We start from the raw sequence: 24,516 nt of genomic DNA, 5'->3' as shown, positions 1-24,516 counted from the left end.
CGCAAACGGCCGCTGCAATCGCCCGCAAAGCCCGATGTGACAAGGGCTTGCGGCTCGTGCTATGGTCCGTGCCTGCTGCGGGCGCGCGGCCCGCAAACCGAATTCCTCGCCTCGACGATGCCTCAAGACACTCGCAACCACGCTCTCTGGATTTACATCGCCATCGCGATCTCCCTTGCGGTCGTGTTCGCCATCGATCTGCTCACGCCGATGCGCGTCGCGATCTGGGTGTTCTACGTGCTGCCCGTCGTGCTCTCCATGTGGGTGGATCGTCCCGCGGTGCCGATGGTCACGGCGGGCGCGTCGTCGGTGCTGATGATTCTCGGCTATGCGCTCGCCACGGGCGACGCGTCCGCGAGCCACGAAGTCCTGCAGATCAATCGCGCGATGGGCATTTTCGTGCTGATCGTGCTGTCCGTGGTGGCGCATCTATATATCAAATCGCGGCTGGCCGTACAACGCACGGCGTGGCTGCAGGAAGGCATCGCGCAAATGGGACTGCAACTGCGCGGCGAGCAGTCTCCCACTTCGATCGGCGTCAGCATCCTGCGTTCGCTGATTCCGTATGTGAATGCGAAGGTGGGCGTCGTCTATGCGCTCGACGGCGACGCGCTCGAACGTGTCGCGGGCTGGGCGCTGCCGGACGAGGACGGCGCGCCGCGCCGGATCGCGCGCGGCGCGGGGCTGGCCGGTCAGGCGGTCGAGGAAAAGCGCGTGCTCGAACTGCGCGATGCGTCCGCGCATTATCTCAAGGCGGGGTCGGCGCTCGGCTCGGCGGCGTCGTCGCGTGTCGTCGTCGCGCCGCTTTTCGCCGACGGCGACGTGACGGGCGTGATCGAACTGGGCTTTGTCGGCAAGGAAGGCCGTTTCGACGATGGCCGCGTGCTGCTCGAAATGGCGTCCGAGGCGATGGGCATGGCGCTGCGCTCGGCGCGCTATCGCACGCGGCTCGTCGAACTGCTCGAAGAAACCCAGCGTCAGAGCGAAGAATTGCAGGTGCAGCAGGAAGAACTGCGCGTCTCGAACGAAGAACTCGAAGAACGCGGCCGCGCGCTGCAGGATTCGCAGGCGCGGCTCGAACAGCAGCAGGCGGAACTCGAAGAGACCAACGTGCAGCTCGAGGAGCACGCGCAGCATCTCGAGCGCCAGAAGACCGAACTGCTGCAGGCGCAGCAGGAACTGACCGCCAATGCGCTCGAAATGGAGCGCGCGAGCCAGTACAAGTCCGAGTTCCTCGCGAACATGTCGCATGAACTGCGCACGCCGCTCAATAGCTCGCTGATCCTCGCGAAGCTGCTGCAGGACAACAAGCAGGGCAATCTCACGGACGAGCAGGTGCGCTATGCCGCGACGATTCATTCGTCGAACAGCGACCTGCTTTCGCTCATCAACGACATCCTCGACTTGTCGAAGGTCGAAGCCGGTCAGATGGACGTGCAGTTCGCGCCCGCCGCGGTCGAGTCGCTGTTGCAGGCGCTCAGGCAGTCGTTCGCGCCGGTCGCGGAGAACAAGGGACTGTCATTCGTCACCGAAGTGGGCGAGGGCGTGCCGCAGTATTTCGTCACGGACAGTCAGCGGCTCCTTCAAGTGCTGCGCAATCTGCTTTCGAACGCGTTCAAGTTCACCGAGCGGGGCAGCGTGACGGTCGCCGTGCTGCGCGCGGGCGACAACGCGGTGCGCTTCGAAGTGCGCGATACGGGCATCGGCATTCCGCGCGACAAGCAGGACCTCATCTTCCAGGCGTTCCAGCAGGCGGACGGCACGACGAGCCGCCGATATGGCGGCAGCGGCCTCGGCCTTTCGATCTCGCGCGAGTTCTCGCGTCTGCTCGGCGGCTCGGTGCACGTATCGAGCGAAGTGGGCGAGGGCAGCGTGTTCTCGGTGACGCTGCCGATTGCCGCGCGCGAAGGCACCGTGACCGCGAAGCTCGACACCATCGGCCACATGAGCGAGCCGGAGCCGGCCGCCGTCGAGCCGCCGCCGGCCGCCGCGCCGGCATCGGCATCGGCATCGGCATCGGCATCGGCGCGCAGGCCCGCGCCGCCTCCGCCGCCCGCGCAGCCGCTTGCCGCGATGCCCGAGCCGCAAGGCATCGCCGATGACCGCGCGCATCGCCAGCGGCCGGATCGCGTGATTCTCGTGATCGAGGACGACCGGCGCTTCGCGGGCATTCTCTACGACCTCGCGCACGAACTCGACTTCGACTGCGTGCACGCGGCGACCGCGACGCAAGGCGTCGAGCTTGCGCGCTCGATGCAGCCGAACGGCATCCTGCTCGACATCGGCCTGCCGGATCAGTCCGGCCTTACGGTGCTCGAATGGCTCAAGCACGATCCGCTCACGCGCCACATTCCGATCCACATCGTCTCCGCGACCGATCACGCGGACGTCGCGCTGCATCTCGGCGCAATCGGCTACACGCTCAAGCCGAGCGCGCGCGACGAACTGGCGCAGGCCATCCGCAAGCTCGAAGCGCGTTCGTCGCAGGGCATGCGGCGCGTGCTCGTGGTCGAGGACGATCCCGCGCTGCGCCAGAGCATCCACGCGCTGCTCGCAAGCGACACGGTCGGCATCGTCGAGGCGGGATCGATTGCGCAGGCGCTCGATCAGATGAAGCGCGCGCCGTTCGATTGCGTCGTGATGGATCTCGCGCTGCCGGACGGCTCGGGCTACGAACTGCTCGAAAAAGTCTCGACGAGCAGCGAGTTCGCGTCGCCGCCCGTCATCGTCTATACGGGGCGGCAGATTTCGCAGGAGGAAGAGCAGCGCCTGCGCCGTTACTCGAAATCCATCATCATCAAGGGAGCGAAGTCGCCGGAACGCCTGCTCGACGAAGTGACGCTCTTTTTGCACAGCGTCGAAAGCGCGTTGCCGCCCGAACAGCAGCGCATGCTGCGCGCGGCGCGTCAGCGTGACGACGTGTTCGAAGGCCGCACGATCCTTCTCGCGGAAGACGACGTGCGCAACATCTTCGCGCTCTCGCGCGTGATCGAGCCGCTCGGCGCGACGCTCGAAATTGCGCGAAACGGCCGCGAGGCGCTCGAGGCGCTCGCGCGTCACGACAACATCGACCTTGTTCTGATGGACGTGATGATGCCCGAGATGGACGGCCTCACGGCCATGACCGAAATCCGCAAGCGGCCCGAGCATGCGCGACTGCCGATCATCGCGCTTACGGCGAAGGCGATGCAGAGCGATCGCGAAAAATGTCTCGAGGCGGGTGCGGACGACTACATATCCAAGCCCATCGACGTCGATAAGCTCGTGTCGCTGTGCCGCGTCTGGCTGCGGCAGCGCTGAACCCACACTGGACCTGATGAACGACAGCAAGCACGAGCACGACGCGACGTTCGACATTGAACTGAAGCTGATTCTCGAAGCCATCTATCTCAAGTATCAGCACGACTTCCGGCATTACTCGGTGAGTTCGCTGCGGCGCAGGCTCGCGCAGGCGGTGCACGATCTCGAATGCACGACGCTTTCGCAGCTTCAGGAGCGCATTCTTCGCGAGCCGGCGCTCTTCGGGCGTCTCTTCCAGTACCTCACGGTGCAGGTGAGCGAGATGTTCCGCGATCCGACGTACTTCCGCGCGATCCGCGAACAGGTGGTGCCGATCCTGCAGACGTATCCGTCGATCAAAGTGTGGGTCGCGGGATGCAGCAGCGGCGAGGAACTGTGGTCGCTCGCGGTGCTGTTCGCGGAGGAGGGCCTTTCCGAGCGCACGGTGTTCTATGCAACCGACATCAACGCCGAAGCATTGAGACAGGCCGAAAGCGGCATCTATCCGCTCGAGCGCATGGCGAGCTTCAGCCAGAACTATCTCGCGGCCGGCGGCAAGCGTTCGCTGTCGGACTACTATCATGCGGCGTATGGCGCGGCGAAGTTCTCCAACGAACTGAAGTCGCGCGTCGTGTTCGCGGACCATAGTCTCGCCACCGACAGCGTGTTTCTCGAAGCGCATCTCGTTTCGTGCCGCAATGTGCTGATCTATTTCGATCGCGCGTTGCAGGATCGCGCGCTCGGTCTCTTCAGCGATTCGCTCGTGCGGCGCGGCTTTCTCGGACTCGGCAGCAAGGAAAGCCTGCGCTTTTCGAAACACGCGGACCGTTTCGCGGACTTCAATACGCGCGAACGGCTTTATCAGAAGGTATAGCAATGAGTACCGCGCAACGCGCCCCGGATGCGTTCGACGCCATTGTGATCGGCGCGTCGGCGGGCGGCGTCGAAGCCCTCAATCTGCTGCTGCCCGCATTGCCGCGCGAGTTCGCATTGCCGGTGCTCGTCGTCGTGCATGTGCGGCAGGGGCAGCCGAGCCTGTTGCCGGGACTCTTCGCCGAGCGCTGCAAAATGCGCGTTCAGGAACCGTTCGACAAGGACGAGATCGCGCCCGGCACCGTGTATTTCGCGCCGCCCGGCTATCACATGATGGTCGAGGCGGAAGGCGGCGAGCCGCCCGGGATCGCGCTGTCGGTGGATCCGCCGGTGCGCTTCTCGCGTCCTTCGGTGGACGTGCTGTTCGAAACGGCGGCGCATGCGTATGGCGAGCGGCTGCTCGGCATCGTGCTGTCGGGCGCGAACGACGACGGCGCGCGCGGCGCACGCGCGATCTTCGACGCAGGCGGCATGTGCTGGGCGCAGGACCCGAAGACGGCGCCCGCGCCCGCGATGCCGGTTGCGGCCATCGCGGAAGGCGCGGTGCGGGACATTCTCACGGTCGACGACATGGCGATGCGGCTCGCTACGCGCATTGGCCGGAAGACGTCCGGCAGGCAATAACGAAGGCAAGGAGTCACCAGATGACGCAACCCATTCATGTGCTGATCGTCGACGACATCCGCAACAACATTACCGCGCTCGAAGCATCGCTCGCGCGGCCGGATCTCTCGGTGCTCAAGGCGGAATCGGGTCCGGCCGCGCTCGAGCTTCTGCTCAAGCACGAAGTCGCGCTCGCGATCCTCGACGTCAACATGCCCGGCATGGATGGCTTCGAGCTGGCCGAACTCATGCGCGGCAGCCCGCGCACCGCGCACGTGCCGATCATCTTTCTCACCGCGACCGCGCAGGACACGAACCGCACGTTTCGCGGTTACGAAGCGGGCGCCGTCGACTTCCTGTACAAGCCGTTCGACTCGCGCATCCTGAATTCGAAGGTGGATGTCTTCATTCAGATGGAACGGCAAAAGCAGCAGCTTGCCGCGCAACTCGCGACCGTGCAGCAACTGCTCGACGCAAACGAAATGCTGATGGCCGTGCTCGGTCACGACTTGCGCACGCCGCTTTCCGCCGTGATCGCGTCGGCGGAATATCTCGCGCGCTTCGTGAAGGACGAGAACGTGGCCAACATCGGCACGCGCATCAAGTCGAGCGGCATGCGCATGGTCCGCATGGTCGACCAGTTGCTGAACCTCGCGCGTCTACGCGGCGGGCGCGTGACGTTGCAGCCGCGCGCGGTGGAACTGGCGACGCTCGCGAAGAACATCGTCGAGGAATACGAGGCGCGCGTCGGCAAGGGCCGCATTTTCGTGCTGCGTCAGGGCGACACGCTGCTGCAAGGCGACGGCGATCTGCTTTCGCAAGTGTTTTCGAATCTGATCGGCAATGCGCTGCAACACGGACTCGAAGGCTCCGCGATACAGGTCCGGCTCGAAGGCAATGCGAAGGATGTGAGCATCGTCGTGCAGAACGCCGGCGAGATTCCGGCCGAAGTGCTGCCGAATATCTTCGCGCCGTATCGATCGGGGCGGCGTCAGCATGAATCGAGCGGGCTCGGACTTGGGCTTTACATCACGCGCGAGATCGCGGAAATGCATGGCGGCGAAGTGAAGGTGCGTTCGTCCGCCGAGGCCGGTACTGCGTTCGAAGTGACGCTGCCGCGCGTGGCGCGTCCGCATACGGGCGATCGCGCGGACATGGCGCAGCCGTTCCGTCTCAGTTGAGCTTAAGCACGAGTACGGGCCATACGCGCATTCGCCTGCGTGACTACAATGCGGCGTATGAACCCCCTGAGAGGAAATGCACGATGTCCGGCCCGGATCTGGATAAGAGAATCGAAACCTACTATGTGCGTGTGAAAGGCGTGGTGCAGGGCGTGGGCTTTCGCCATCACACGGTGAGGCGCGCGCATGCGCTAGGCGTGCGCGGCTGGGTCGCGAACCTCGACGACGGCTCGGTCGAAGCCGTCATACAAGGCGCGGCGAATCAGGTCGATCTCATGCTCGAGTGGCTCCGGCGTGGGCCGCCGCACGCGCGTGTGACGGATTTTTTTAGTGAAGAGCGGCATGTTGAGAAGCGGTATGAACGCTTCGAGCAACATTGAGTGTTGGGTTTTGCTATGGAATTGCCGTGCGAAGGTCGGCATAGCTTGCTTGATATCGACGAATTAACGCAGCGCCGCAGTTGCCCGGACGCGCTCCGACGCACACGCCCGCAGGCGTATCGAACCTATTGCTCATTGAGGCCGCTCATTGCACCCTCGCGCAAACAACGAGCGTCAGAAGCAACGTCACTGAGCGCGCGCACTGTGCGCTGAACGACATCGCTCCAGTCGTCGGGGCGGGTCTGCCTGAAAACGCGCGCCGACGGATACCACGGTGAATCCTCGCGATTCATCAGCCAGCGCCAGTCACTGTCGAACCGCGAGAGTATCCAGACTGGCTTGCCGAGCGCTCCTGCAACGTGCGCCACAGATGTATCTACGGTAATGACCATGTTCAGTTTCTGGACGATTGCAGCGGTGTCGGCGAAGTCTCTGACACTGTCCATCATATCCATCGGACGAAGTTCGGGCGGGATGTCTTGCAGTTGCTGGCGCGGCGCCCCCATTTGCAGGCTGACGAAAACGACGCCTGAAACCTTCAACACGTCGATCAAATCATGCAGACGCATCGACCTCTGATGGTTGCCGCCCGTCGGCACCCGACCTGGCCTCACATTTCCGAGATTCTCGGCGCCCGCCCAAACAATCCCGACCTTCATTCGCCCGTCGAGAGTCTGCCGGCTTAACGTGGCGTTCCATTGCTCGGTTAGCGATGCCGGCAAGCGTAAGTACGGAACCGCTGACGGAATATTCGCAAGCGTGATGCCGAGGTGATAGGGAACGCTCATCATGTAACACCAGACGTCGTATCCGATCGCCCTGGACGGTTCCCTCGCGTCGATGACCTCGTCAATACCGTCGACCGTCTGAAAAAGCCGGACGAGCGCACTGTCGCATACGACCGCGAGCCGCGATACTCCCAACGACTTCAGACGCGGCATAAAGCGCACGAACTGGATAGCGTCGCCCAGTCCCTGCTCGGGTGCAATAACCAGTGACTTGTTCGCGAGTGATTCGCCGTTCCATTTGGGTATGGGAATATTGCGTGGCGCCGCGTAAGGAAACTCGAAGTTTTCAATGTCCCATTCGTTTGATTCGATATAGCGCGACTCATAAAATCGCCAACCTTCCTGATAACGCCCCTGTTTCAGCAAGATCAGTGCGAGCAACAACTGCGCTGGCGGGTTCCCCGGCTTATATTCCAGTGCTCTGCGCACAAGCGCCTCAGCCTCGTCCATTCGATTGGAAGCCGCCAGTACGAGCCCGAGCGCCTGGTGGGATCGGTACAGCTTCGAATCTAATGAAATAGCCTTGCGGAGCACCACCTCTGCTTCGCGCAGACGCCCTTGAAGCCGCAAAACGTCGCCAAGCGCATAGCACTTTAGCGCCGAATCGGGCTGATAGCGCGTAGCGTTCTCTAAAGCCTTTTCGCTCTCGAGCCAGTGTCCTTCTGCTTTGTGTAACATGCCGAGGAGGTGATAAGCATCCGCATGTTCCGGCCGGAAAGTCAAAAAGCTCTGGATGCACGATATCGCTGCGGCATTGCGCCTTAGGTCGATCAGCACGAGTGCAAGATTGAAGAGCACATCTGCGGAACCGGGCGCGAGGCGTACCGCATTTCGCAATAGCGATTCTGCTTCCTCAAACCTGCCGGACTGCCTTAAGAAGACGCCCAGATTGTTATGAGCGGCAGCGGAATCTGGATGCTGGCGCAGCGTCGCTCTTAACGCAATTTCGACGCTGTCGATACTCGGCATTTGAGGCATTGATTATGAACAATGGATTTTCGTCGTGCAGTGGTGTCGCCACTGCACTGCACTGCTCCGCCAGACGAGGCGGCTTTTCGTTGAACGAACGGGTCAGTACTTGAATAGTCTCACCTGCAAAATTCGATCTCGCTCGCGCGTGCTCCCGAGTGGTCGATCGGGGCGCAGTCCCACCTTTCCATCTCGGACGGTCGCGCGGGGCGCGAACAAGGCTTCGGGCGAGTCTTTGAACCAGCAGCGCAGCCACGCAAGAACAAAAAATATGGGCGCAAGCCCCAGGCGGACGATGGCGCGCAACAGCCAGCGCAAGTTGTAGCCCGCCGCGCACAACACTGCGTGTAACGCGTCGCCGATTTGCCCTTTTAGCCAGCAACGCCGCATGCCGTGCTCCTGTTTTACGTGCCCGATGATCGGCTCGATCGCTTGGCGGCGCTTTAACCACTTTCGCTGCGTACTGCTTAGCGCCTTGTGTTTACCTCGATGAATCAGCTGCACCGGCGCAACATCGGCATCCACACCGCGAAATCCGAGGTCGGCCAGCACGATCTTCGGCGTCGGCGTGCCCGGCAAATCCTGCAGCAAGATGTTCGTTTGTTCAAGTTGCGCGGCCAGCGTGTGCCCGTCGTAAGGGTTGCCTGCAAACGAGCGCGCACCGACGATCAGACCCTGCTTCTCCGTGATCGCGAGACTGACTTTGACACCGAATTCGTAGGGCTGGCGGGCCTTGCCTTTGGATATGCATTCCACTTCTGGCGCGTGAAGCGCGTAGAGTTTGTGCTTGTCCTTCGCACGCTGACGGCAGATACGCCAGGCGCGCTCCAGCCAGATTCGCAAGGATGCCTGTTGCTCAGCGGATGCACCCGATAATTTGCGTTCGATGTCACGCAGCAATCGTCCGAGTATCGTGCGCTGACGCTTGAGCACCCGGCGCAGACGCTTGAACTGTTTGGCATGCGCATAGCCGCCTGCCCGGCGACGCAACTGTTTCCCCTCGCGCTGGTAGGTCTGCTTGAGCGTCAGTCCGGCGCGTTGGGCGAGCCTTGCGAGTTTTCCTCGTGCAACCTCCAGCAAGCGGCTGTCAGTCGGGTAGGCAATTGCTTTCTCCTGGACCGTCGTATCGACAATCACGCGCTCGAACTCGGCCGGCCTTACGGCTTTCATTTGCACGGCCGCCGCAATTGTTGTCGCGAGCATCTCCTCGACGCCGGCTTCGCCCAGCGCCTGCCGAAAGCGCACGAGGTTGGTCGGATCGCATGGCAGGCGCGGCTGGAAATAGTCCTCGCCGCAGAAGTACTGGAAGTACACGTCTTGTGCCCAGCGCTCGCAAACCGACTCATCACTTTCGTTGTATGCGTGCTTCAGGTAGAGCAGTCCGACCATCAGCCGGGTCGACAGGCGCGGACGTCCGGCAGCGCTATGGCCCGCGCCCGCCAGCTTGGGCGCCGTGCCGAACAGATCAACCTCTGCGCTCAGCCGGCCTTCGCGAGCACGCCGCTCGAAGATCGGTGTCAACGTCGCTTCTATCGACGTCCAGGGCATTCGGTTAGCCAGTACGGCCAGCGGGTGCCGCAAATCGATCATTGCATCCAGGCGGCTGCGGAAGAAATCCGGTGTGCTCATCGGCGCTTCTCACTCCCAGAACATAGGCCAATTCCATATTGGAACTGGGAGTTCCGCAACCCTCTGTTTGCACCTATTACCACGCAGCGCCTGGCTTCACGGCATTCTGCAAGACCGACTGAATAACGGCCGTGTCAGCAAGATGCGCCGGCCGTTCAATATTAGTGAATCGCACTAGTGGATGATAAGGTCATCCTATCTAATGTATTGTCAACGATTGTCGCGCGACGGCGGGATTCAAAACGGCAAGGCGACTTGGATGTCTTCGGAGTGCACCGCCCCACGCGAATATTTATTTTTTAGCGCAGAGCGGCACGTCGAGAAGCGATGCGAACTGCTTCGAGCAACACTAATCATTAACGCGCGACAAGCAGACTTTCAGCGAACTGCCATTCGTCATCGCGCCATTGATGCGTGCATTCGAAGCCTGCATCTTCCGCAATCGGCGCGACTTCTTCCGCTGCGTATTTGTGGCTGCTTTCGGTCCAGATCGTTTCGCCTTCGCGAAAATCCACGCGCAGGTTAGCGTCCTGCACGTGCACCGTTAGCGCGCGCTTGACGCGCAAATGCATTTCGATGCTGCGCGCATCTGGATTGAAGCGCGCGACGTGTTGGAACGCATCGAGCGGAAAGTCCCCACGCAGTTCACGGTTGATGCGCGCAAGCAGATTCAGATTGAAGGCCGCCGTCACGCCGATGGGATCGTCATAAGCGGCGATCAGCGTCGGCAGCGGCTTGATAAGATCGGTGCCGAGCAGAAGCGCGTCGCCGGGTTCGAGCATGTCGCGAATCGAACAGAGGAATTTAGTCGCGGCAAGGCGCGCGAAATTGCCGATCGTGCTGCCTAAAAAGAGCACCAGAAGCCGCTCGCCTTCGCTGCGCCTGGCGCTCACTTCCGCAAGCCCTGCAAGATAATCGCGCTCATAACCGACGATTGAGATGCGCTCGATATCGCCAAGTTCGCGACGGCACAATTGCAAAGCCGTGCGCGAAATCTCGATGGGGTAATACGCGGTCGGCTGCTTCTTGCAAAGCGCTTCGAGAATGCGGCGTGTCTTGCGCCCGCTGCCGCTTCCCAATTCGGCCACTTTGACGTTGTCCGGCAGCGCCGCGACGATATCCGCCGCATGCGCCTTTAGAACGCGCTCTTCCGCGCGCGTGACGCCGTATTCCGGCAAGGCGGTAATGACCTCGAAGAGCGCGGAGCCGACTTCGTCATACAAATACATGGACGGCAACTCTTTTTGCGGCTGCTTGGAGAGGCCGGCGTGAACGGCCTCGGAAAAAGCGCTGGAAAAACGGGGCGACAAGGCAGGTTGAGTCATGACGTCTCCATCGATGCGGCGTGTTCTTCGCGTGCTGGCTTGAGCCAAACCCGGCGTTTGGATGCTGCAGATGCTTTGACGTGAGCGGCGGTTGAATCCTGCGTAGCGTCGCTCGACTTCGTGTCGTGAACGGTTAAAGACAGGCTTGCGGAAGACAAGTTCAGGCGGCTTCGTGCGTTACGGCCCAAGCAAAAGATGCGCGCGGCTTAGCGGCGTATAGAATGCGCGTTCCTGCTCATCGGCTTATGCAATTACTTAGCGCGCCGCGCCTCCATTGATGAACCAGCACGTCCTCGGGCGCGGCATAGCGCTTTCCGTCACAGCATCCATGCTGTTCGCGCTCATGTCGGGCTATACGAAATGGCTTGCGCCGCTCGATGGTCTCGACATTTTCGCGTGGCGCATGGTATGGACGCTGCCCGGCGCGTTGCTGCTCGTCGCGCTTCGCAAGCGCTGGCCGCAATTATGCGCGCTCATCGCGAACATCGCCAAAAGCGTGCGCCTCTTCGCGGCCTTTGCAATCACGGCTGCGTTGCTAGGCGTGCAACTCTGGATATTCCTTTGGGCGCCGTTGCATGGGCGCGCGCTGCAAGTTTCGCTTGGCTATTTTCTTCTTCCCCTCGCGATGGTGCTTCTCGGGCGCTTTTACTACCGCGAGCGGCTTGACGGTCTGCAATGGGCCGGCGTTGTCGCGGCGGCCGTGGGCGTGGCGCATGAACTGATCGCGACGCATGCGTTCGCCTGGCCGACGCTCGTCGTCATGCTCGGTTATCCGCCGTATTTCGTGGCTCGGCGGCGGCTGAATGTGGATCCGCTCGTGGCGTTCGCTGTCGAAATGTTGCTGCTCGCGCCCGTCGGGTTGATCGTGCTGATCGCGCGTGGCTCGTTCGGGGTCGTCGCCGGTGCGCCTCTCTTGTCGATGGCGTTGCTGCCGGGCCTTGGCGCATTGAGCACCATCGCGCTCGGCTCGTATCTGCGCGCAAGCCGTTACTTGCCGCTCGCGCTGTTCGGCATTCTTGGATATGTCGAGCCGGTGTTGCTCGTCGGCGTCGCAGTGTTGTTGCTTGGCGAGCCTTTCTCGGCGAATCAGCTCGGCACGTATGGGCCTATCTGGATTGCGGTCGCTCTGACCGCGGTGCATAGCGCGCGCCTGCTATCACGCGAACGCGCGCAACGCGCGACGTTGCCCGTCAGCGAGCATCACGCGAGCGTGGAGCATGAGATCGGCGCGGAAGAAATCGAGCGCGTCGGTTGATCTTTGCATGGCGTCTGCGCAGAAAAAAGGCGAGCCCGAAGGCTCGCCCGACACAACACACGGATCGTTCAGATGCCGTGCGCGATGCGATAACGCAGGCCTCCCTACTTCTTCGCCGCGTCGACCTTCGCATCGGCAGCCGCCTTGTTCGCGTCGCTTTGAGCCTCGACTTTTTCTTTGTCGGCTTTGGCTTGTGCCACGTTGGCATCCTTCGCTGCGTCCTGCTTCTTCTTGTCGGCCTTGGACTGTGCAGCGTGTTTTTTCTTGTCGGCTTTCGCCTGTGCCTTGGCGGCTTCACCGCGGGCGTCGGAGGTCTTGTCCGACGTGGTCGCCTGCGCTGTTTTCGTGACGTCCTTGTTGGCGTCGGCTTGCGCCTCGGCCTTTGTATTGTTGCCGTTGACTTGCGCTTTATCGGCATGCGTCGCAGCCGTTTGCGCGAAAACGGAAGTGACGAGCAGCGTGGATGCGAGAGCGGCGACGATTTTCTTCATGATGTTCGACTCCTTGATCCTATGTCCTTGACGACGCATGCCACGATCGGCATGTGACGATGAAAACGCGGCGTCTCGCCCGGCCGTTGACGTCTTTCGAGTGACGAAGCGTAACCAAACGCGAGCAAATGAAACGGCAAGCGGTAAAAGCGCCTGCTTGCCCATCGCGAACGTTACGCGCGTTACATAAACCGTTCGGTCTCCGAATGAACCGGATTTGTAAGCGCTGAAATGCACCGTTACCAACTGCTGCAGTTATTTCTCGCGCGGCTGCTTAACATGGCTTCATGACCCGCCTAACGGGATTGGAGAGAAGCTCATGAAACGCGCGGCACTCGTGTTTTTGATGATTGGTAGCTTGTCGGTGGCAGGGCAGGCGTCGGCACACGGACACGGCGGCGGTCGCGGTGGCGGTGACGGCGGCGCTATCGTCGGCGCATTGATCGGCGGGGCGGTGCTGGGCGCGCTGGTGACGTCGGTCGTCAATGCGCAGCCGGCCTACTCGCAGCCGGTGTATGCACAGCCGGCCTATGCACAGCCCGCGTATGCGCAACCGGCGCCGCCGGCCGGCTACTGCTATGACGGCTATCGACGCGCCTACGTGCCTTGCGCGCCTTCCGGCTACGGCTATTGAACGTGCGAGCGGACGCGGCACGCTGCTTGCGCCCGGAGTATGCGGTTGGTTCAGCCGATGAACTGGATCAGCCGGCACGCTAACTCTGGAGACTTGCAATGAAAGCGATTACGACGAAGCTGGTGATTTCGGCGCTGGTGCTAGGCCTGTCGGGCGGCGCCTATGCGCAGGCGGGCGGCGGCGGAGGCGGTGCGGGCGGTGGTGGTAGCGCAGGCGGTGGCGGCGCGGGCGCAGGAGCGGCAGGCGGCGGCATGGGCGCGGGCGGCAACGGCTCGGCGGGCGCGGGTACCGGCGCGGCGGGCAAGGGCGGCGGCGTCGGAATGGGCGGCACCGGCATGGGCGGCGCGACGGACGGCTCCACCGGCACGGGCGTCAAGAGCGGGATGGGCAACAACGGCGCGAACAACGGTATGGGCCAAGGCACCATGCAACGTAGCACGCCGGGCAGCTCGCGAAGCGCCAGTCCCGGTGGAATGTCGAATGGAAATTCGCAGTAAGTGCGTTTAATGCCGACGCGAGCGGCTAAGGCCGCGTGTCAGCGCGCGAAGCGGGTGCGATCGCCGTGTTGGGTACGGCATCCGCCACGCGGCGGCGCTTGCAAGAAAAAGAAAAGAAGCGCGAACGAAGAACGCGCGATTCACTGAACGGACAAAGCCTGGACAGATGCAGCCGGCTCGAACGCCTTAACGCGCAAGCTGACTTTCTCTGCATAAGCGCGCGATCTGCCGTAATTCTTGAGCGCGGTATCCATATCGCCTTGCGCGGATTTCATATAGCCATGAAGGATGGCCGAGCCTACTTCGATGTTGGCTTCAGGCTCAGTCAAGTCCACGTTGCGCACGAGTTTCTTGTGCGCCGAAGGCACCACTTGCATAAGGCCCGTCGCATTGTTTGCGCCTATGGCCGTTTCCTTGAAGCGTGATTCGATCGAGATGATCGCAAGCAGAAGCGCAGGCGGAAGCGAGTATTTCGACGCCGAAGCCATGACCGCGCTTGCGATGGTTTGCGCCTTTTCGCGCGCCACGCCGAACTTGCGCGAGATGACGTCGGAAATCTTGTGGCGCGCCGCGTCGACTTGCGGATCCTGCTGAGCGGCTTCTTGCGACGCGGCGATGGGCGCCGAGTCGATTTCTTGAGCTAAAGCGGCTTGCGCGGAGATCAGCAATACGGCGAGTAGGAGAAATATGCGGCGCATCGGACTTAAGAAGAAAGCGGAGCCGCATTATATCGCCATAAAAAAGCCTTACCGATCATGGACTTGTCTTAAATTAGACCAAACGTTTCGCTTGCGGAAAGAATTACCCGACAAGCACCTTGAGCGCGCCGGCCGTCTCAAGCACGCTCGGCGCGCTTGGTGGCCGGCGCGGAGATGCCCTCGCCGGCGTCCGCAGACAGCCGCATGAACATCGGTAGAGACGCAAGCACGACGAGCGCCGTCGCGATGAATGCGCATGCGAGCTGCCAGCGCTCCGTATGCGCGCTGTCCGACATCAGCATCGTCGCCTGAATCGTTCCGGCGGCGACCGTCACGCCGAGCGCCTTCATCAATTGCTGCGCGGTGCCCTGAAACGACGTAGCCGCGGCAAGACGCGGCTTGGGAACGTCGGCGAAAGCGAGCGCGCCCATCGTCGCGAAACTGAGCGACCGGCCAAGGCCGCCCACGAGCAGCAGCACGAAGATGGCGCTTGCGGGCCATGCTTGCGACATCGTCGAGCAGACGGCCAGCACCGCCGCGAAGCACACAGTGCCGGCGCACAGCACAGCGCGCACGGAAAAGCGCCGCAGCGCGAGCGAGGTCATCGGCCTCATGCAGAACGAGCCGAGCGCGCTCGCGAACGTGACGAGCCCGCTTGCCGACGCGCTATAACCGAACCCCGTCTGCAACGTGAGCGGCACGAGAAAAGGCAGCGCGCCCGCACCCGCGCGAAAGAGACTGCCGGCGACCGTCGCCGCATGGAACGTCGGAATGGAAAGAAGCGAAAAGTCGATGGCGGGATTCGGCGTCTTACGGCAATGCACGACCGTCGCCCAGAAGAGCAGCAGCCCGACTGCCACGCACACCCACGGCACGCCTGGGGGCAATACGCCGCGCCCCGCGCTTTCTATGCCGATCATGAAGAGACTGAGCGATGCGCCCGAAAGCACCATGCCGCGCAAGTCGGGCGGCGTGCGGCTTTCGGGCGGTGAGGGCGGCAGCAGTTTCCACGTCAAGAGCAGACCCGCGATGCCGACCGGCACGTTGACCCAGAAGATGCTGCGCCAGGAGAGCGCGTCGGTGAGGAAGCCGCCTAGCGGCGGACCGAGCAGTGGGCCGACGAGCGCGGGCATCGTGAGCCACGTCGTCGCCTGAAGCAATTCTTCGCGCTTCACGCCGCGAAAAAGAATGAGACGGCCGACCGGGACCATCATCGCGCCGCCTAAGCCTTGCACGATGCGCGCGGCAAGCAGTTGCGGCAGTGTCGACGCTGCCGCGCACGCGATGGACGCAAGCGTGAACGTCGCGATGGCCCACATGAAAACGCGGCGCGCGCCGAAACGGTCGGCTACCCAGCCGCTGGCGGGAATAAAAACCGTGAGCGCGACGAGATAAGCGGTGATTGCGCTGCTGAGATGGACGGCATCGACGTGAAGATCGCGCCCCATCGTTGGAATGGCGGTCGCGACGATGGTGCCGTCCATGTTCTGCATGAAGAGCGCGCTTGCGACGACGGCCGCCGTGATGCGAAAGTTACCGCCCTTCATGATGCGTGGCGCGCAAGCGGGCAAGAACGCTGCGGCCGAATGTCGATGGTCTGGTGAGCGTGCATGCACGCCAGTTTAATCGAACGTTCCTCTGCGCGTCGTCACGCCAACGCGATGCTCGCCGCGATTTCCAGATAGTGACCAAGCGGCGGCGTGACGCGCTGCGCGTCCTTTGCATCGTCGTCCCAGCGGCGCAACGCGATCGCCTCTTGCGCATAGGGCTTCGCGAGAAATGCGCGCGCTTGCCCGGCATCGAACACGCCGCCCTGCAATCGCAGGCTTCGCACGGAATCCGCCGATAAACGCGCGTGATACGCGGGATCGATCGCGCAGAGGCAACGCTTCGCATCGACATGCAGGCGAATCGGTTCGAGTACGGCATCCGAAAACACGGGCCGCAAGAATGGCAGCGCGAAATACTGATGCATGTCGTCGATGCCGCGCGCGCTCGGCGTCTCGCCTTGCTGATTCAGCAAGTGGCCAAGATCGTGCAGCAGCGCCGCGACGGTCGATTCGCGGCTCGCGCCCGCCTCTTCTGCGAGCGACGCGCTCTGCAACGCGTGCTGCAACTGAGTCACCGGCTCGCCGCTATAGGCCATCGAACCGTAAGTGTCGAAGAGATGCCGGATGTCGTCGAGAGAAAGGGCCATCGAAAGAAAGCGGTCTCGCGCGTATGCTTGATGAAATGTGAAACGATAGATTGTGCCCGCGCATTGTGACGCGCTCATGGCGCAGCGCTTGCCGTCATGCCATTTTTCTTTAGCCGACGCCCCGAACTCACGGGATTGGACCGCATTGCGCGAAGCGATGTGCGGCGGCTTGCCTGGTACTTTGCGCAAAGGCACTGGACGCTTCATGCGCCCGCGTTCGCGTGGCTCGTCTTCGTGCTGCTGCATACGCAATACGGTTTCGTCGCTGACCGCGGCGATTATCTCTATGCGACGGCCGCGTTCTTCATCGTGGCGGTAATGGTGATTCGGCTGCATATCGCGCGCTATTTGCGGCCCGCGCGCGCCATTTATGATCTGCTCGGCCCGAGAAGCATTCGCGCGATCGCGCATATGCGTCGCTAGAAGGAAAAGTCCCTATTTCCAGCGTGCTAGGATGCAAAGCGTTTCTTATCCGGGCACGCTGATGGTCACGTTATACGAAACGCTAGGCGTGGAGGAACACGCCACCGAGGAAGAGATCAAGCGCGCGTATCGCAAGGCTGCGATGCGCTGTCATCCTGATCGCAATGCCGGCAACGAAGATGCGGCACGCGCGAAGTTTCAGGAAATCAAGGAAGCCTACGCCATCCTCTCGGACCCCGCGCAACGCGAGGTGTACGACCGTACTTTTGCCGAAGAGGTCGAGCGTTGGGAAGCGCGCATGCGCGAAGAAGAGGCCGAGCGAGAAGCGCTTTACGCGAAGCGCGTATCGCTGGCGATGCGCTTTGCGTCGCAAGGACATAACCGCGATGTCGTCTTCGGCGTGCTTATCGGGCATGACTGCGACGAAGAGACCGCGCGCCGCGTTGCCGAGAGCGTCGTGGCGCTTCACGAGTCGCGTCAGGCACCGGTTGCGGAGCCAGAAAAGGCCGATACGGACAACGCCGATACGGACGAAGCGCCCGAGGCGCCGGCCAAGACTAACGCGCCTAATCCGTGCAACGCGATGTGGTTCCAGTTCTTCAACAACCTGCGGCTTTGATCTGAGCCCTAAGCAGCAAGCCTCTCCCCGCGCATGTTTCCTCTTTGCGGCGCGGGAGGATACACGCACCAGTGGCCGTCGTCGTGACGGAAGAAGAACAATGCTTTCGATGCTGCACCGTGCAAGGTCTCCACGCATACGTAGCGCCGATGATCGTTACGTGTCCTGCTGAACTGCGTGACATGCACCGGCTCGTTTGCCGGTGCCAGCCACTTTTCAACCTGGTATCGAAGGGATCGTTCGTTTGTGCATTTCATCTGAAGTCTCCTGCACGCGGCGTGCAAGCGTGTTTACGGCTTAAAGCGATCCATCCTTTAAGCCGCGCACGCATCACGCTGCCGCAACGCACCACGCTCGTGATAAAGCGCATTAACTCTACGCTTCGAAGCCGTATGCCATGCACCCTTTGGTGAAATAGCAACAGCACGAAATCGATGCTTTATCGTCATGCGGTGCGGCGCTCGGGTCTGTGCGCGAACGGTCATATGAATACGCCGGTGCGTGCTTCAACCCTCACTAACTCATAAGCCAATACCGTGCCCGCAAGCCCGGAATCAAAGCGGGCGGGCGAAGCTGAGTTCGTGACCGTCGGGATCGGTGAGATGAAAATAGCGCTCGTTCCAGGGCGCATCGCGCGGAGCGAAGTGCGGTTCGATGCCGTTCGCCCTGACCTTGCGATAGAACGCATCGACGTCGGAGACATGGATGATGACGCGGCCCCACCAACCGATAGCGCCGTGCGTTTCACTCGTGATGTTGAGAAACGAATGACCGAGCGCGAAGGACGTGAACGGCTCGCCGGCGCCGCCATGAACGATGCGAAAGCCGAGCGCCTCATAGAACCGCACGGCGCGAGCCATATCGTGCGTGGCGAGTGTGATGGCGCTCAGGCTCTCGACGCGCGCGTCGTCGTCATCGGAAAGAGGCATGCGTATGCTTGTCAGCCGGAATGGTGATGATGCGAGACGATCGACAGCACCGACAGATCCGGATGCGTGCCATCGACGATGCTCTTGCCTATATGCCGCGCTTCTTCCGCGGCTTCGTCAGCGGTCTTGAACGCGTCGTCGCCGTCGGCGTGAAAGTGAACCGCTTCGCCGGGTGCGTCGGCATTCGCGCCATGCAGACACACATGACCGATGTATGTATATCGCTCGGGCGCTTGCGGCGATGCATGATCGGGCGCGGATTTGCGTTGCGCGAGCACGTAGATGTCGAAGCCCTCGTACTCGAAGACTTGCCATTGAGAAGCAGAGTCGCCGGACATGATCGCCTTCCTCTCGTCCCATGTGAATGGGGCGCATCGGTTGCCGTAATGACAAGGCAACGTTACTCCAGTCGGCGCGGCGAATCCATCAGGGAAGGCGCGGAGCGCTTGCTATGCGCTTAAGCGGCTCCGCGCGAATGCCGGTGCTTCGATGGAACACAGACGAGCTCAAAGGAGATACGGCCCACCGACGCGGCCCTCGAAGATGGCGATGTTCATCTGCCAGTCGTCGATTGTCGCGGTCGAGCCGCCATCGACCGTGGCGGCGACGGACCGTCCACCGGAAACTTGCTGCATCTGTTGCCGCGAAAGCGCGGCTTCATCCGGGCGAGCGGCTTTGTCCTGAGAAAGATCCGCTATGACGAGAGTGCGTTTCATGATGGTCTCCTTGACCGGTAGCTCCGAAGGAACGAGCATGACGATGCTCGCCCATCATTTTGCAAGGGCTATGCCAGTGCGCGGCGCGCGCGCTTTCCGCATACGCAGCGTGCCTGCGCGCGTCTTGCTCGAAGCGGCGCGTCACGTTATGTTGGATGCGCGCAGACAACTCATGCACCTGGTGTTGGCGCAGCGGCCAAGACTTGTTCATCGGGGAACGCACTCATGACATGCATCGTTCGTGTATTGAGCGTAGCCATCGTCGTCATCGCTCTTTGCAGCGGTTACGCGAAGGCGCAAGGCGCGCAACAGTCCATCGCCTTGCTGGATTGCACGCTCATCGATGACAACGCCGCCTATAACGACGCGCAAATCAACCGCATCCAGAGCGAACGCCTTGCGATGGTGAGCGAGGCGCTGCGCAAGGACGTGCGCGATCGCGCGCTCTTTGACGTCGCCAATAATTCGAAGGTAAGCAAACTCGTCGCATCGCTCGAAAGTGCGCAAGACATCAACGCGTGCAATGGCTGTGAATTGCGCGTGGCGCGTGAGCTCGGCGCGACGCGCGTCGGCGTGTGCTGGGTGCAGAAGATCAGCAATCTCATCCTGAACATCAATCTGCGTGTGGAAGACGCGAGCAACGGCACGACGCTCTTTCAGCGTTCCGTCGATATGCGCGGCAATACCGACGAATCGTGGCGGCGCGGCGCTAAAGCGCTAATCGATCTGCTGGGAAGCGAGGCATCCGCTTTGCGCTAGGACACGGCCCTTGCACAATTCGGGAATTTCTCCCTCTTCCCGACGTTGCGCGCGCGGCGTTTCCTGAGCTAAGTTGCCTTCTGGGGCAGACTCGAGAACGATACAAAAAACGTTTAGCGGGAGACGACTCATGCAAGTCAGCATCAATGCGGCGCGCCTTGCATGCGCGTCCTTCGCAACGCCAATCGTGTTGCTGGCGGCAAGCCACGCGCAGGCCGCGACGCAAGCGCAAACGGCCACACAAACGGCCTATGTGACGAGCGAAACCGCGGGGATCGGCGTGATCGATCTCGGCAATCTTGCGCTCGCGAAGACTTTCGATGTCGGCAAGGACGGACCGCGCGGCCTTAGCCTCAACAAGGACGGCACGCGCCTTTACGTCGCGAATAAATCGACGGGCGATCTATCGGAAATCGATACGTCCTCTGGCAAGGTGATCAAGCGCGCAAAGATCGGCAAGAACCCGGAATTCGTGCGCGTGCTGGGCACTTACGCCTACGTCACCTACGAACCCGGCGAATCGGGCGGGCCGCCCAAGGCGGGCGAACCGGAAAAGGACGACGACGCCAACTCACCGCCGGCCGAAATCGCTATCGTCGATCTCAAGACGATGAGAGTCACGCATTCCGTCAAGAGCGGCCACGAAACGGAGGGCGTCGAGTTTTCGCCGGACGGCAAGCTGATTCTGGTCACGAACGAGGGAGACGACACGGTCTCCGTGTATCGCGTCGGCACGGGCAAGCCGGTACGCACGGTGAATCTGCCGAAGGGGTCGCGCCCGCGCGGCATCAAGGCAACGCCGGACGGCAAGCAATATGTCGTCACCCTCGAGAACGCCAATAAGTTCATCGTGCTCGAAGGAGACGATCTCAAGACCGTCAAGACCGTCGATACCAAAGCCGGTCCCTACGGCGTTTCATTCGATCCTTCGGGCAAGCGTTTGCTCGTGGCCGCATCGCGCGACAAGACGCTGCAGGTCTTCGACGGCTCGACCTATGAGCATATAAGCGATGTGCCGATGGGACAGCGCTGCTGGCATTTCAGCTTCACGCCGGACGGCACGAAGCTGCTGCTTGCATGCGGCCGCTCGAATGCGGTCTATGTGCTGGACGGTTCGACCTATCAAACCGTGAAGCAGATCGGCGACTTGCCGCTTGCGTGGGGCATCGTCACGTATCCGCCGAGCGCGGGGTCGATCGTGGGACGCTGACACACTGACCCTCGGACGCGCACGGCCATTTCGTTTTTTGCGGCGCGTCATTGCGCATTCGACCTCGCGTGGCGTCGTTAGCGGCTGCTAGTATCAGGTAGGCTCGCCGGCGAGGAAAAACATGCTTACATTGGCCGAGGCGTTCGACGCAATCAGCGACACACCCGCGCGCAAGCGTCTCTTGATCGCGGCACAGGGTGACGCAGGAAACTGCCGGTGGCTGCCCGCATACATCGGCAGACGAGGGGAGTTTCGCTGCTCCCAAAGCGAAGAGGCAGGCATCGAACTGGAGGACGATGCCATCGACGCGCTCCGTCTTTTCGACGCCGGCTCGCTTTCCTCTTGCGCGCTGGTGGTCCATTTGGGTGCGCCTGGCGTCGGCGCAATCGTGATGGGCCCCGACTCGCCAAGCGATGCCATGCGCATGCTCGAACAGCTCAAGGCGCATGCGTTAGGCCGTTTCGTCGAAAACTATCTGGCTGAACTCAAGCAGCGGCCGCCCGCGAAAATCTATCCGTTCAGGCCGCGTTGAAGGCAGGTTCTCCTCGAGCCGCTTCACTTCCACGCGTAGCGCAGGCCGACCCATACGCCGCGCGGCGCACCAATGCCGAGAAATTGCTCGTTGACCGTATCGGTCGGACTGAATGTGTGGTTCGGCCCGTTGAAGAAGTTCTCGCCGAGAATCGCAAAGTTCGCATAGCGCTTGTTGAGCAGATTCTTGACGGTGGCATAGACCTGCAATTGCTTCGTCACGTTATATGTGGTGTCGAGGTCGATAAGGAAATAGCCTGCGATGCTGCCATTCGCATCCTGATTGTTCTCGTCGCCGCGCGCGAAGATATTGCTGCGATACGTGAGATTGGTGCCGACATTCCATCGCGCAATCGGGTTGTAATCGAGGCGCATCTTGACGGTATTGGCCGGAATGCCCGGAATGCGATCGCCCGAATGCACGGTGATATTGCCGCCATCGTCCGCGCTGGAGTTGCTCGAACTGCTTTCGGTCCATGTCGAGCGATACGTCGCGTTCACATAGCTGTAGCTCGCGGCGACACCGAGCGGACCCCATTGCGTGCGTCCCGCAAGCTCGAAGCCCTGGCGACGCGTCTTGCCGACGTTCTGGAAATAGCCGAGCGTGCTGGACGCGCCCTGGCTGCTGACGAACTGAATGTCGTCGGAGAGCGTCGTGCTGTATGCGGCGGCGCTCCATGTGGTCGCCTGGCCGATGTGTCCTCGCGCGCCTATTTCGAAGGTGCGCGAGATAACGGGCCTGAGATCGGGATCGGCAATGAAATCGTTCGGCAACGAACAGGGCGCGTTCGGGTCCGCGCACGCGAGTTCGATGGCGGTCGGCGAGCGCATGCCTTCGTTGTACGTTGCATAAGCGGTGAAAGACGGCGCCGGATTCCAGTTGAAGCCGATAGCGGGATTGAAGCGTGAGAACGTGTGCTTTGCATCGAGCAGCGGCTGCACGCCGCTTTCGTCGCCGATGGTCGCCTTCGACCAGTTATAGCGGCCCGCGAGCGTCATCGACCATTGCTCGGTGAACGACAGCGTGTTCTCGAAGTAGATGCCCCAGTTCTCGTTGCGCGTCTTTGCATCGGTGCCTTGCACGAATGGACCGATGCCGACCGTCGCGCGGCTTCCCGTGAATTCGGCGGGCTGCGACGACTGCGTGAAATGCGAGTTGGCGAAGTCGCCGGCGGCGCCAAGAATCAGCTGATTGTCGAGGCCGAAGAGCTTGTTGAGCAGCGTGAGCTGAAGGCTTGCGCCATAGCTGTCGGTGACGATCACCGATTGATCGTTGGTCGCCTGCGTGAGATCGACATCGTCGTCGCCTAGCGGTTCGCCGAAGTCGTCGTTGACGTTGCTGCTCACGTTCTTGTTGCGATAGTGGCGGTAATACACGTTGCCGCTCAATTCGACATTGGGCGAGAAGTAATGCTCGCCCGAGAAGGTCAGATAGCCGACCTGATTCTCATTGGTATCGGGGAACGTGTACGCCTGTTTGTAGTTATCCAGGAACGATCGTGGAATGGTCTGCGATCCATGGAGCGTGTTGTCCGCGCCGCCCATCGAAAGCGAGAGCGTGGTATCGGCGTCCGTATAGCGCAGCTTGCCGAATGCCTGACGCAGGCGGCTCGAATTCTGGGCGGCCCAGCCGTTGTCGTTCGTGACGTTGGCCGTGAAGTAGTAATCGACGTTGCTGCCGATCACGCCGCCTTGCTCGATTTGCGCCGCCTTTCGTCCCCACGATCCCCCGCTAATGTCGATATTGCCGCCCGGATTGCTGCGCCCGTTCTTGGTCGTCACAGCGACCGCGCCGCCGAGTGTATTCAGGCCGAAGGTCGGATTCGATCCGGGGATGATCTGCATCGTGCTGATGGCGGCTTGCGGAATGAGGTCCCAGTTGACGACATCGCCGAACGGTTCGTTGATGCGCACGCCATCGAGAAACACGGACAAACCCTGCGGCGTGCCGAGCAGCGGCGAAGCCGTGAAGCCTCGATAGTTGATGTCCATCTGCGACGGATTGCCTTGCGCATCGTTCACGTCCACGCTCGCGAGGTTCTTGCGCAAATAATCGCTGACCGTAGCGGCGTGCTGCGCCTGTATGTCGTTGCCCTTGATGGTCTGCACATTCGCGGGCACTTTTTCGAGTGGCGTGCCTACGCCGACGAGCGGCGTCGTGCCCACGACGATGATGGAAGGCAGTTCCGTGTTCGGCGGCGCGCTCGCGGCGACGGGCGCAACGGCGGATGCATCTGCGTCGGGGGCGCTCGCCGTTTGCGCCCATGCGCCGACCGTGATGCTCGCGAACGCGCCGCCGAACAAGAGCCGCAAGCGCGCTCGGGGTTTGAACCGATGCGCGATGACAAAGCGGCGCGGCATGCTGTCCATGTTCGTCTCCTCTCGTCGTTGTAGTGTCGCTGCAATCGTTCTTTCAGGCTTCTTTAAGACGATGAACCTTTTATTGAAAGGGTCGCACAAGAATTCGCAGACGCACCGGGAGCCTTTCCCGATTCACGAGGGAAGCGTTCCCAAAGCGCCCGGCGACTCG

The 24,516-nt window shown here is 61.7% G+C and carries 24 protein-coding genes and 1 pseudogene; 13 read left to right on the top strand and 12 right to left on the bottom strand.

What is annotated here, in order from left to right:
- The first annotated feature begins 117 nt into the window (after window positions 1-117).
- From LDZ27_RS20285 to LDZ27_RS20265, 5 genes are all read left to right on the top strand, one after another.
- Window positions 118-3,300 (top strand): response regulator, encoded by a 3,183-nt coding sequence (locus LDZ27_RS20285; RefSeq protein WP_244816645.1) that lies wholly within the window; start codon window positions 118-120, stop codon window positions 3,298-3,300.
- A 16-nt stretch (window positions 3,301-3,316) separates the two neighbouring features.
- Window positions 3,317-4,153 (top strand): protein-glutamate O-methyltransferase CheR, encoded by an 837-nt coding sequence (locus LDZ27_RS20280; protein WP_244816644.1) that lies wholly within the window; start codon window positions 3,317-3,319, stop codon window positions 4,151-4,153.
- Window positions 4,154-4,155: 2 nt separating this feature from the next.
- Entirely contained in the window at window positions 4,156-4,776 is a 621-nt protein-coding gene (locus LDZ27_RS20275; protein ID WP_244816643.1) for a chemotaxis protein CheB, read from the top strand.
- 20 nt (window positions 4,777-4,796) lie between these two features.
- Entirely contained in the window at window positions 4,797-5,936 is a 1,140-nt protein-coding gene (locus LDZ27_RS20270) for a hybrid sensor histidine kinase/response regulator (protein ID WP_244816642.1), read from the top strand.
- 83 nt (window positions 5,937-6,019) lie between these two features.
- Window positions 6,020-6,316, top strand: coding sequence for an acylphosphatase (locus LDZ27_RS20265; RefSeq protein WP_244816641.1), 297 nt, complete (start codon window positions 6,020-6,022; stop codon window positions 6,314-6,316).
- A gap of 125 nt (window positions 6,317-6,441) precedes the next feature.
- Here the strand turns inward: LDZ27_RS20265 and LDZ27_RS20260 are convergent, their stop codons facing one another.
- The 3 genes and pseudogenes from LDZ27_RS20260 to egtD form a co-directional block, all read right to left on the bottom strand.
- Entirely contained in the window at window positions 6,442-8,073 is a 1,632-nt protein-coding gene (locus tag LDZ27_RS20260) for a tetratricopeptide repeat protein (RefSeq protein ID WP_244816640.1), read from the bottom strand.
- A 246-nt stretch (window positions 8,074-8,319) separates the two neighbouring features.
- Window positions 8,320-9,702, bottom strand: a pseudogene (locus LDZ27_RS20255) (IS5 family transposase); the annotation flags it as partial.
- A gap of 356 nt (window positions 9,703-10,058) precedes the next feature.
- Window positions 10,059-11,027, bottom strand: a complete 969-nt coding sequence (gene egtD, locus LDZ27_RS20250) for an L-histidine N(alpha)-methyltransferase (protein WP_244816638.1) — start codon at window positions 11,025-11,027, stop codon at window positions 10,059-10,061.
- 277 nt (window positions 11,028-11,304) lie between these two features.
- On the opposite strand from egtD, the gene rarD reads away from it, so the two are divergent.
- Window positions 11,305-12,282, top strand: coding sequence for an EamA family transporter RarD (gene rarD / locus LDZ27_RS20245; RefSeq protein WP_244816637.1), 978 nt, complete (start codon window positions 11,305-11,307; stop codon window positions 12,280-12,282).
- A gap of 104 nt (window positions 12,283-12,386) precedes the next feature.
- Here the strand turns inward: rarD and LDZ27_RS20240 are convergent, their stop codons facing one another.
- The gene (locus tag LDZ27_RS20240; protein ID WP_244816636.1) at window positions 12,387-12,773 is read right to left on the bottom strand and encodes a hypothetical protein; all 387 of its coding nucleotides are present in this window, start codon (window positions 12,771-12,773) and stop codon (window positions 12,387-12,389) included.
- Between the two features lie 319 nt (window positions 12,774-13,092).
- Here LDZ27_RS20240 and LDZ27_RS20235 point away from each other — a divergent pair, with 319 nt between their 5' ends.
- Window positions 13,093-13,407 (top strand): hypothetical protein, encoded by a 315-nt coding sequence (locus tag LDZ27_RS20235; protein WP_244816635.1) that lies wholly within the window; start codon window positions 13,093-13,095, stop codon window positions 13,405-13,407.
- A 98-nt stretch (window positions 13,408-13,505) separates the two neighbouring features.
- Window positions 13,506-13,904, top strand: a complete 399-nt coding sequence (locus LDZ27_RS20230) for a hypothetical protein (protein ID WP_244816634.1) — start codon at window positions 13,506-13,508, stop codon at window positions 13,902-13,904.
- Window positions 13,905-14,044: 140 nt separating this feature from the next.
- On the opposite strand, the gene LDZ27_RS20225 is transcribed toward LDZ27_RS20230, so the two are convergent.
- The 3 genes from LDZ27_RS20225 to LDZ27_RS20215 all read right to left on the bottom strand — a co-directional run bounded on the left by LDZ27_RS20225 (window position 14,045) and on the right by LDZ27_RS20215 (window position 16,799).
- Window positions 14,045-14,431 carry a transglycosylase SLT domain-containing protein gene (locus LDZ27_RS20225; protein WP_370653422.1) on the bottom strand — a complete coding sequence of 129 codons (387 nt, stop codon included), beginning with the start codon at window positions 14,429-14,431 and terminating at the stop codon, window positions 14,045-14,047.
- A 308-nt stretch (window positions 14,432-14,739) separates the two neighbouring features.
- A complete protein-coding gene (locus LDZ27_RS20220) occupies window positions 14,740-16,149 on the bottom strand; it encodes a DHA2 family efflux MFS transporter permease subunit (RefSeq protein ID WP_244816633.1) in 1,410 nt (469 codons plus the stop codon).
- Between the two features lie 101 nt (window positions 16,150-16,250).
- The gene (locus LDZ27_RS20215; RefSeq protein ID WP_244816632.1) at window positions 16,251-16,799 is read right to left on the bottom strand and encodes a phosphonate degradation HD-domain oxygenase; all 549 of its coding nucleotides are present in this window, start codon (window positions 16,797-16,799) and stop codon (window positions 16,251-16,253) included.
- 96 nt (window positions 16,800-16,895) lie between these two features.
- Between LDZ27_RS20215 and LDZ27_RS20210 the strand changes: the two genes are divergently transcribed.
- Window positions 16,896-17,222, top strand: coding sequence for a hypothetical protein (locus tag LDZ27_RS20210; protein ID WP_244816631.1), 327 nt, complete (start codon window positions 16,896-16,898; stop codon window positions 17,220-17,222).
- Window positions 17,223-17,283: 61 nt separating this feature from the next.
- A complete protein-coding gene (locus tag LDZ27_RS20205; protein WP_244817274.1) occupies window positions 17,284-17,841 on the top strand; it encodes a J domain-containing protein in 558 nt (185 codons plus the stop codon).
- Between the two features lie 8 nt (window positions 17,842-17,849).
- Here the strand turns inward: LDZ27_RS20205 and LDZ27_RS20200 are convergent, their stop codons facing one another.
- The 4 genes from LDZ27_RS20200 to LDZ27_RS20185 all read right to left on the bottom strand — a co-directional run bounded on the left by LDZ27_RS20200 (window position 17,850) and on the right by LDZ27_RS20185 (window position 19,486).
- Window positions 17,850-18,098: a hypothetical protein gene (locus tag LDZ27_RS20200; protein ID WP_244816630.1), complete on the bottom strand. Its 249-nt coding sequence runs from the start codon at window positions 18,096-18,098 to the stop codon at window positions 17,850-17,852.
- Window positions 18,099-18,395: 297 nt separating this feature from the next.
- Window positions 18,396-18,770, bottom strand: a complete 375-nt coding sequence (locus tag LDZ27_RS20195; protein WP_244816629.1) for a VOC family protein — start codon at window positions 18,768-18,770, stop codon at window positions 18,396-18,398.
- A gap of 11 nt (window positions 18,771-18,781) precedes the next feature.
- Window positions 18,782-19,108: a hypothetical protein gene (locus tag LDZ27_RS20190; RefSeq protein WP_244816628.1), complete on the bottom strand. Its 327-nt coding sequence runs from the start codon at window positions 19,106-19,108 to the stop codon at window positions 18,782-18,784.
- 168 nt (window positions 19,109-19,276) lie between these two features.
- A complete protein-coding gene (locus LDZ27_RS20185; RefSeq protein ID WP_244816627.1) occupies window positions 19,277-19,486 on the bottom strand; it encodes a hypothetical protein in 210 nt (69 codons plus the stop codon).
- Between the two features lie 225 nt (window positions 19,487-19,711).
- Between LDZ27_RS20185 and LDZ27_RS20180 the strand changes: the two genes are divergently transcribed.
- From LDZ27_RS20180 to LDZ27_RS20170, 3 genes are all read left to right on the top strand, one after another.
- Window positions 19,712-20,245 (top strand): DUF3280 domain-containing protein, encoded by a 534-nt coding sequence (locus LDZ27_RS20180; RefSeq protein WP_244816626.1) that lies wholly within the window; start codon window positions 19,712-19,714, stop codon window positions 20,243-20,245.
- Window positions 20,246-20,375: 130 nt separating this feature from the next.
- Entirely contained in the window at window positions 20,376-21,455 is a 1,080-nt protein-coding gene (locus LDZ27_RS20175) for a beta-propeller fold lactonase family protein (protein ID WP_244816625.1), read from the top strand.
- Between the two features lie 121 nt (window positions 21,456-21,576).
- Window positions 21,577-21,987, top strand: coding sequence for a hypothetical protein (locus LDZ27_RS20170; RefSeq protein WP_244816624.1), 411 nt, complete (start codon window positions 21,577-21,579; stop codon window positions 21,985-21,987).
- Window positions 21,988-22,010: 23 nt separating this feature from the next.
- Here LDZ27_RS20170 and LDZ27_RS20165 read toward each other — a convergent pair whose 3' ends face one another.
- Window positions 22,011-24,356 (bottom strand): TonB-dependent receptor, encoded by a 2,346-nt coding sequence (locus LDZ27_RS20165; protein ID WP_244816623.1) that lies wholly within the window; start codon window positions 24,354-24,356, stop codon window positions 22,011-22,013.
- Window positions 24,357-24,516: the final 160 nt, after the last annotated feature.

It is taken from the genome of Caballeronia sp. Lep1P3 (genome assembly GCF_022879595.1).
In the GTDB taxonomy this organism is placed as follows: domain Bacteria; phylum Pseudomonadota; class Gammaproteobacteria; order Burkholderiales; family Burkholderiaceae; genus Caballeronia.
Note: the sequence above shows the minus strand (reverse complement) of the source record. Positions and strands in the feature narration are given on the sequence as shown.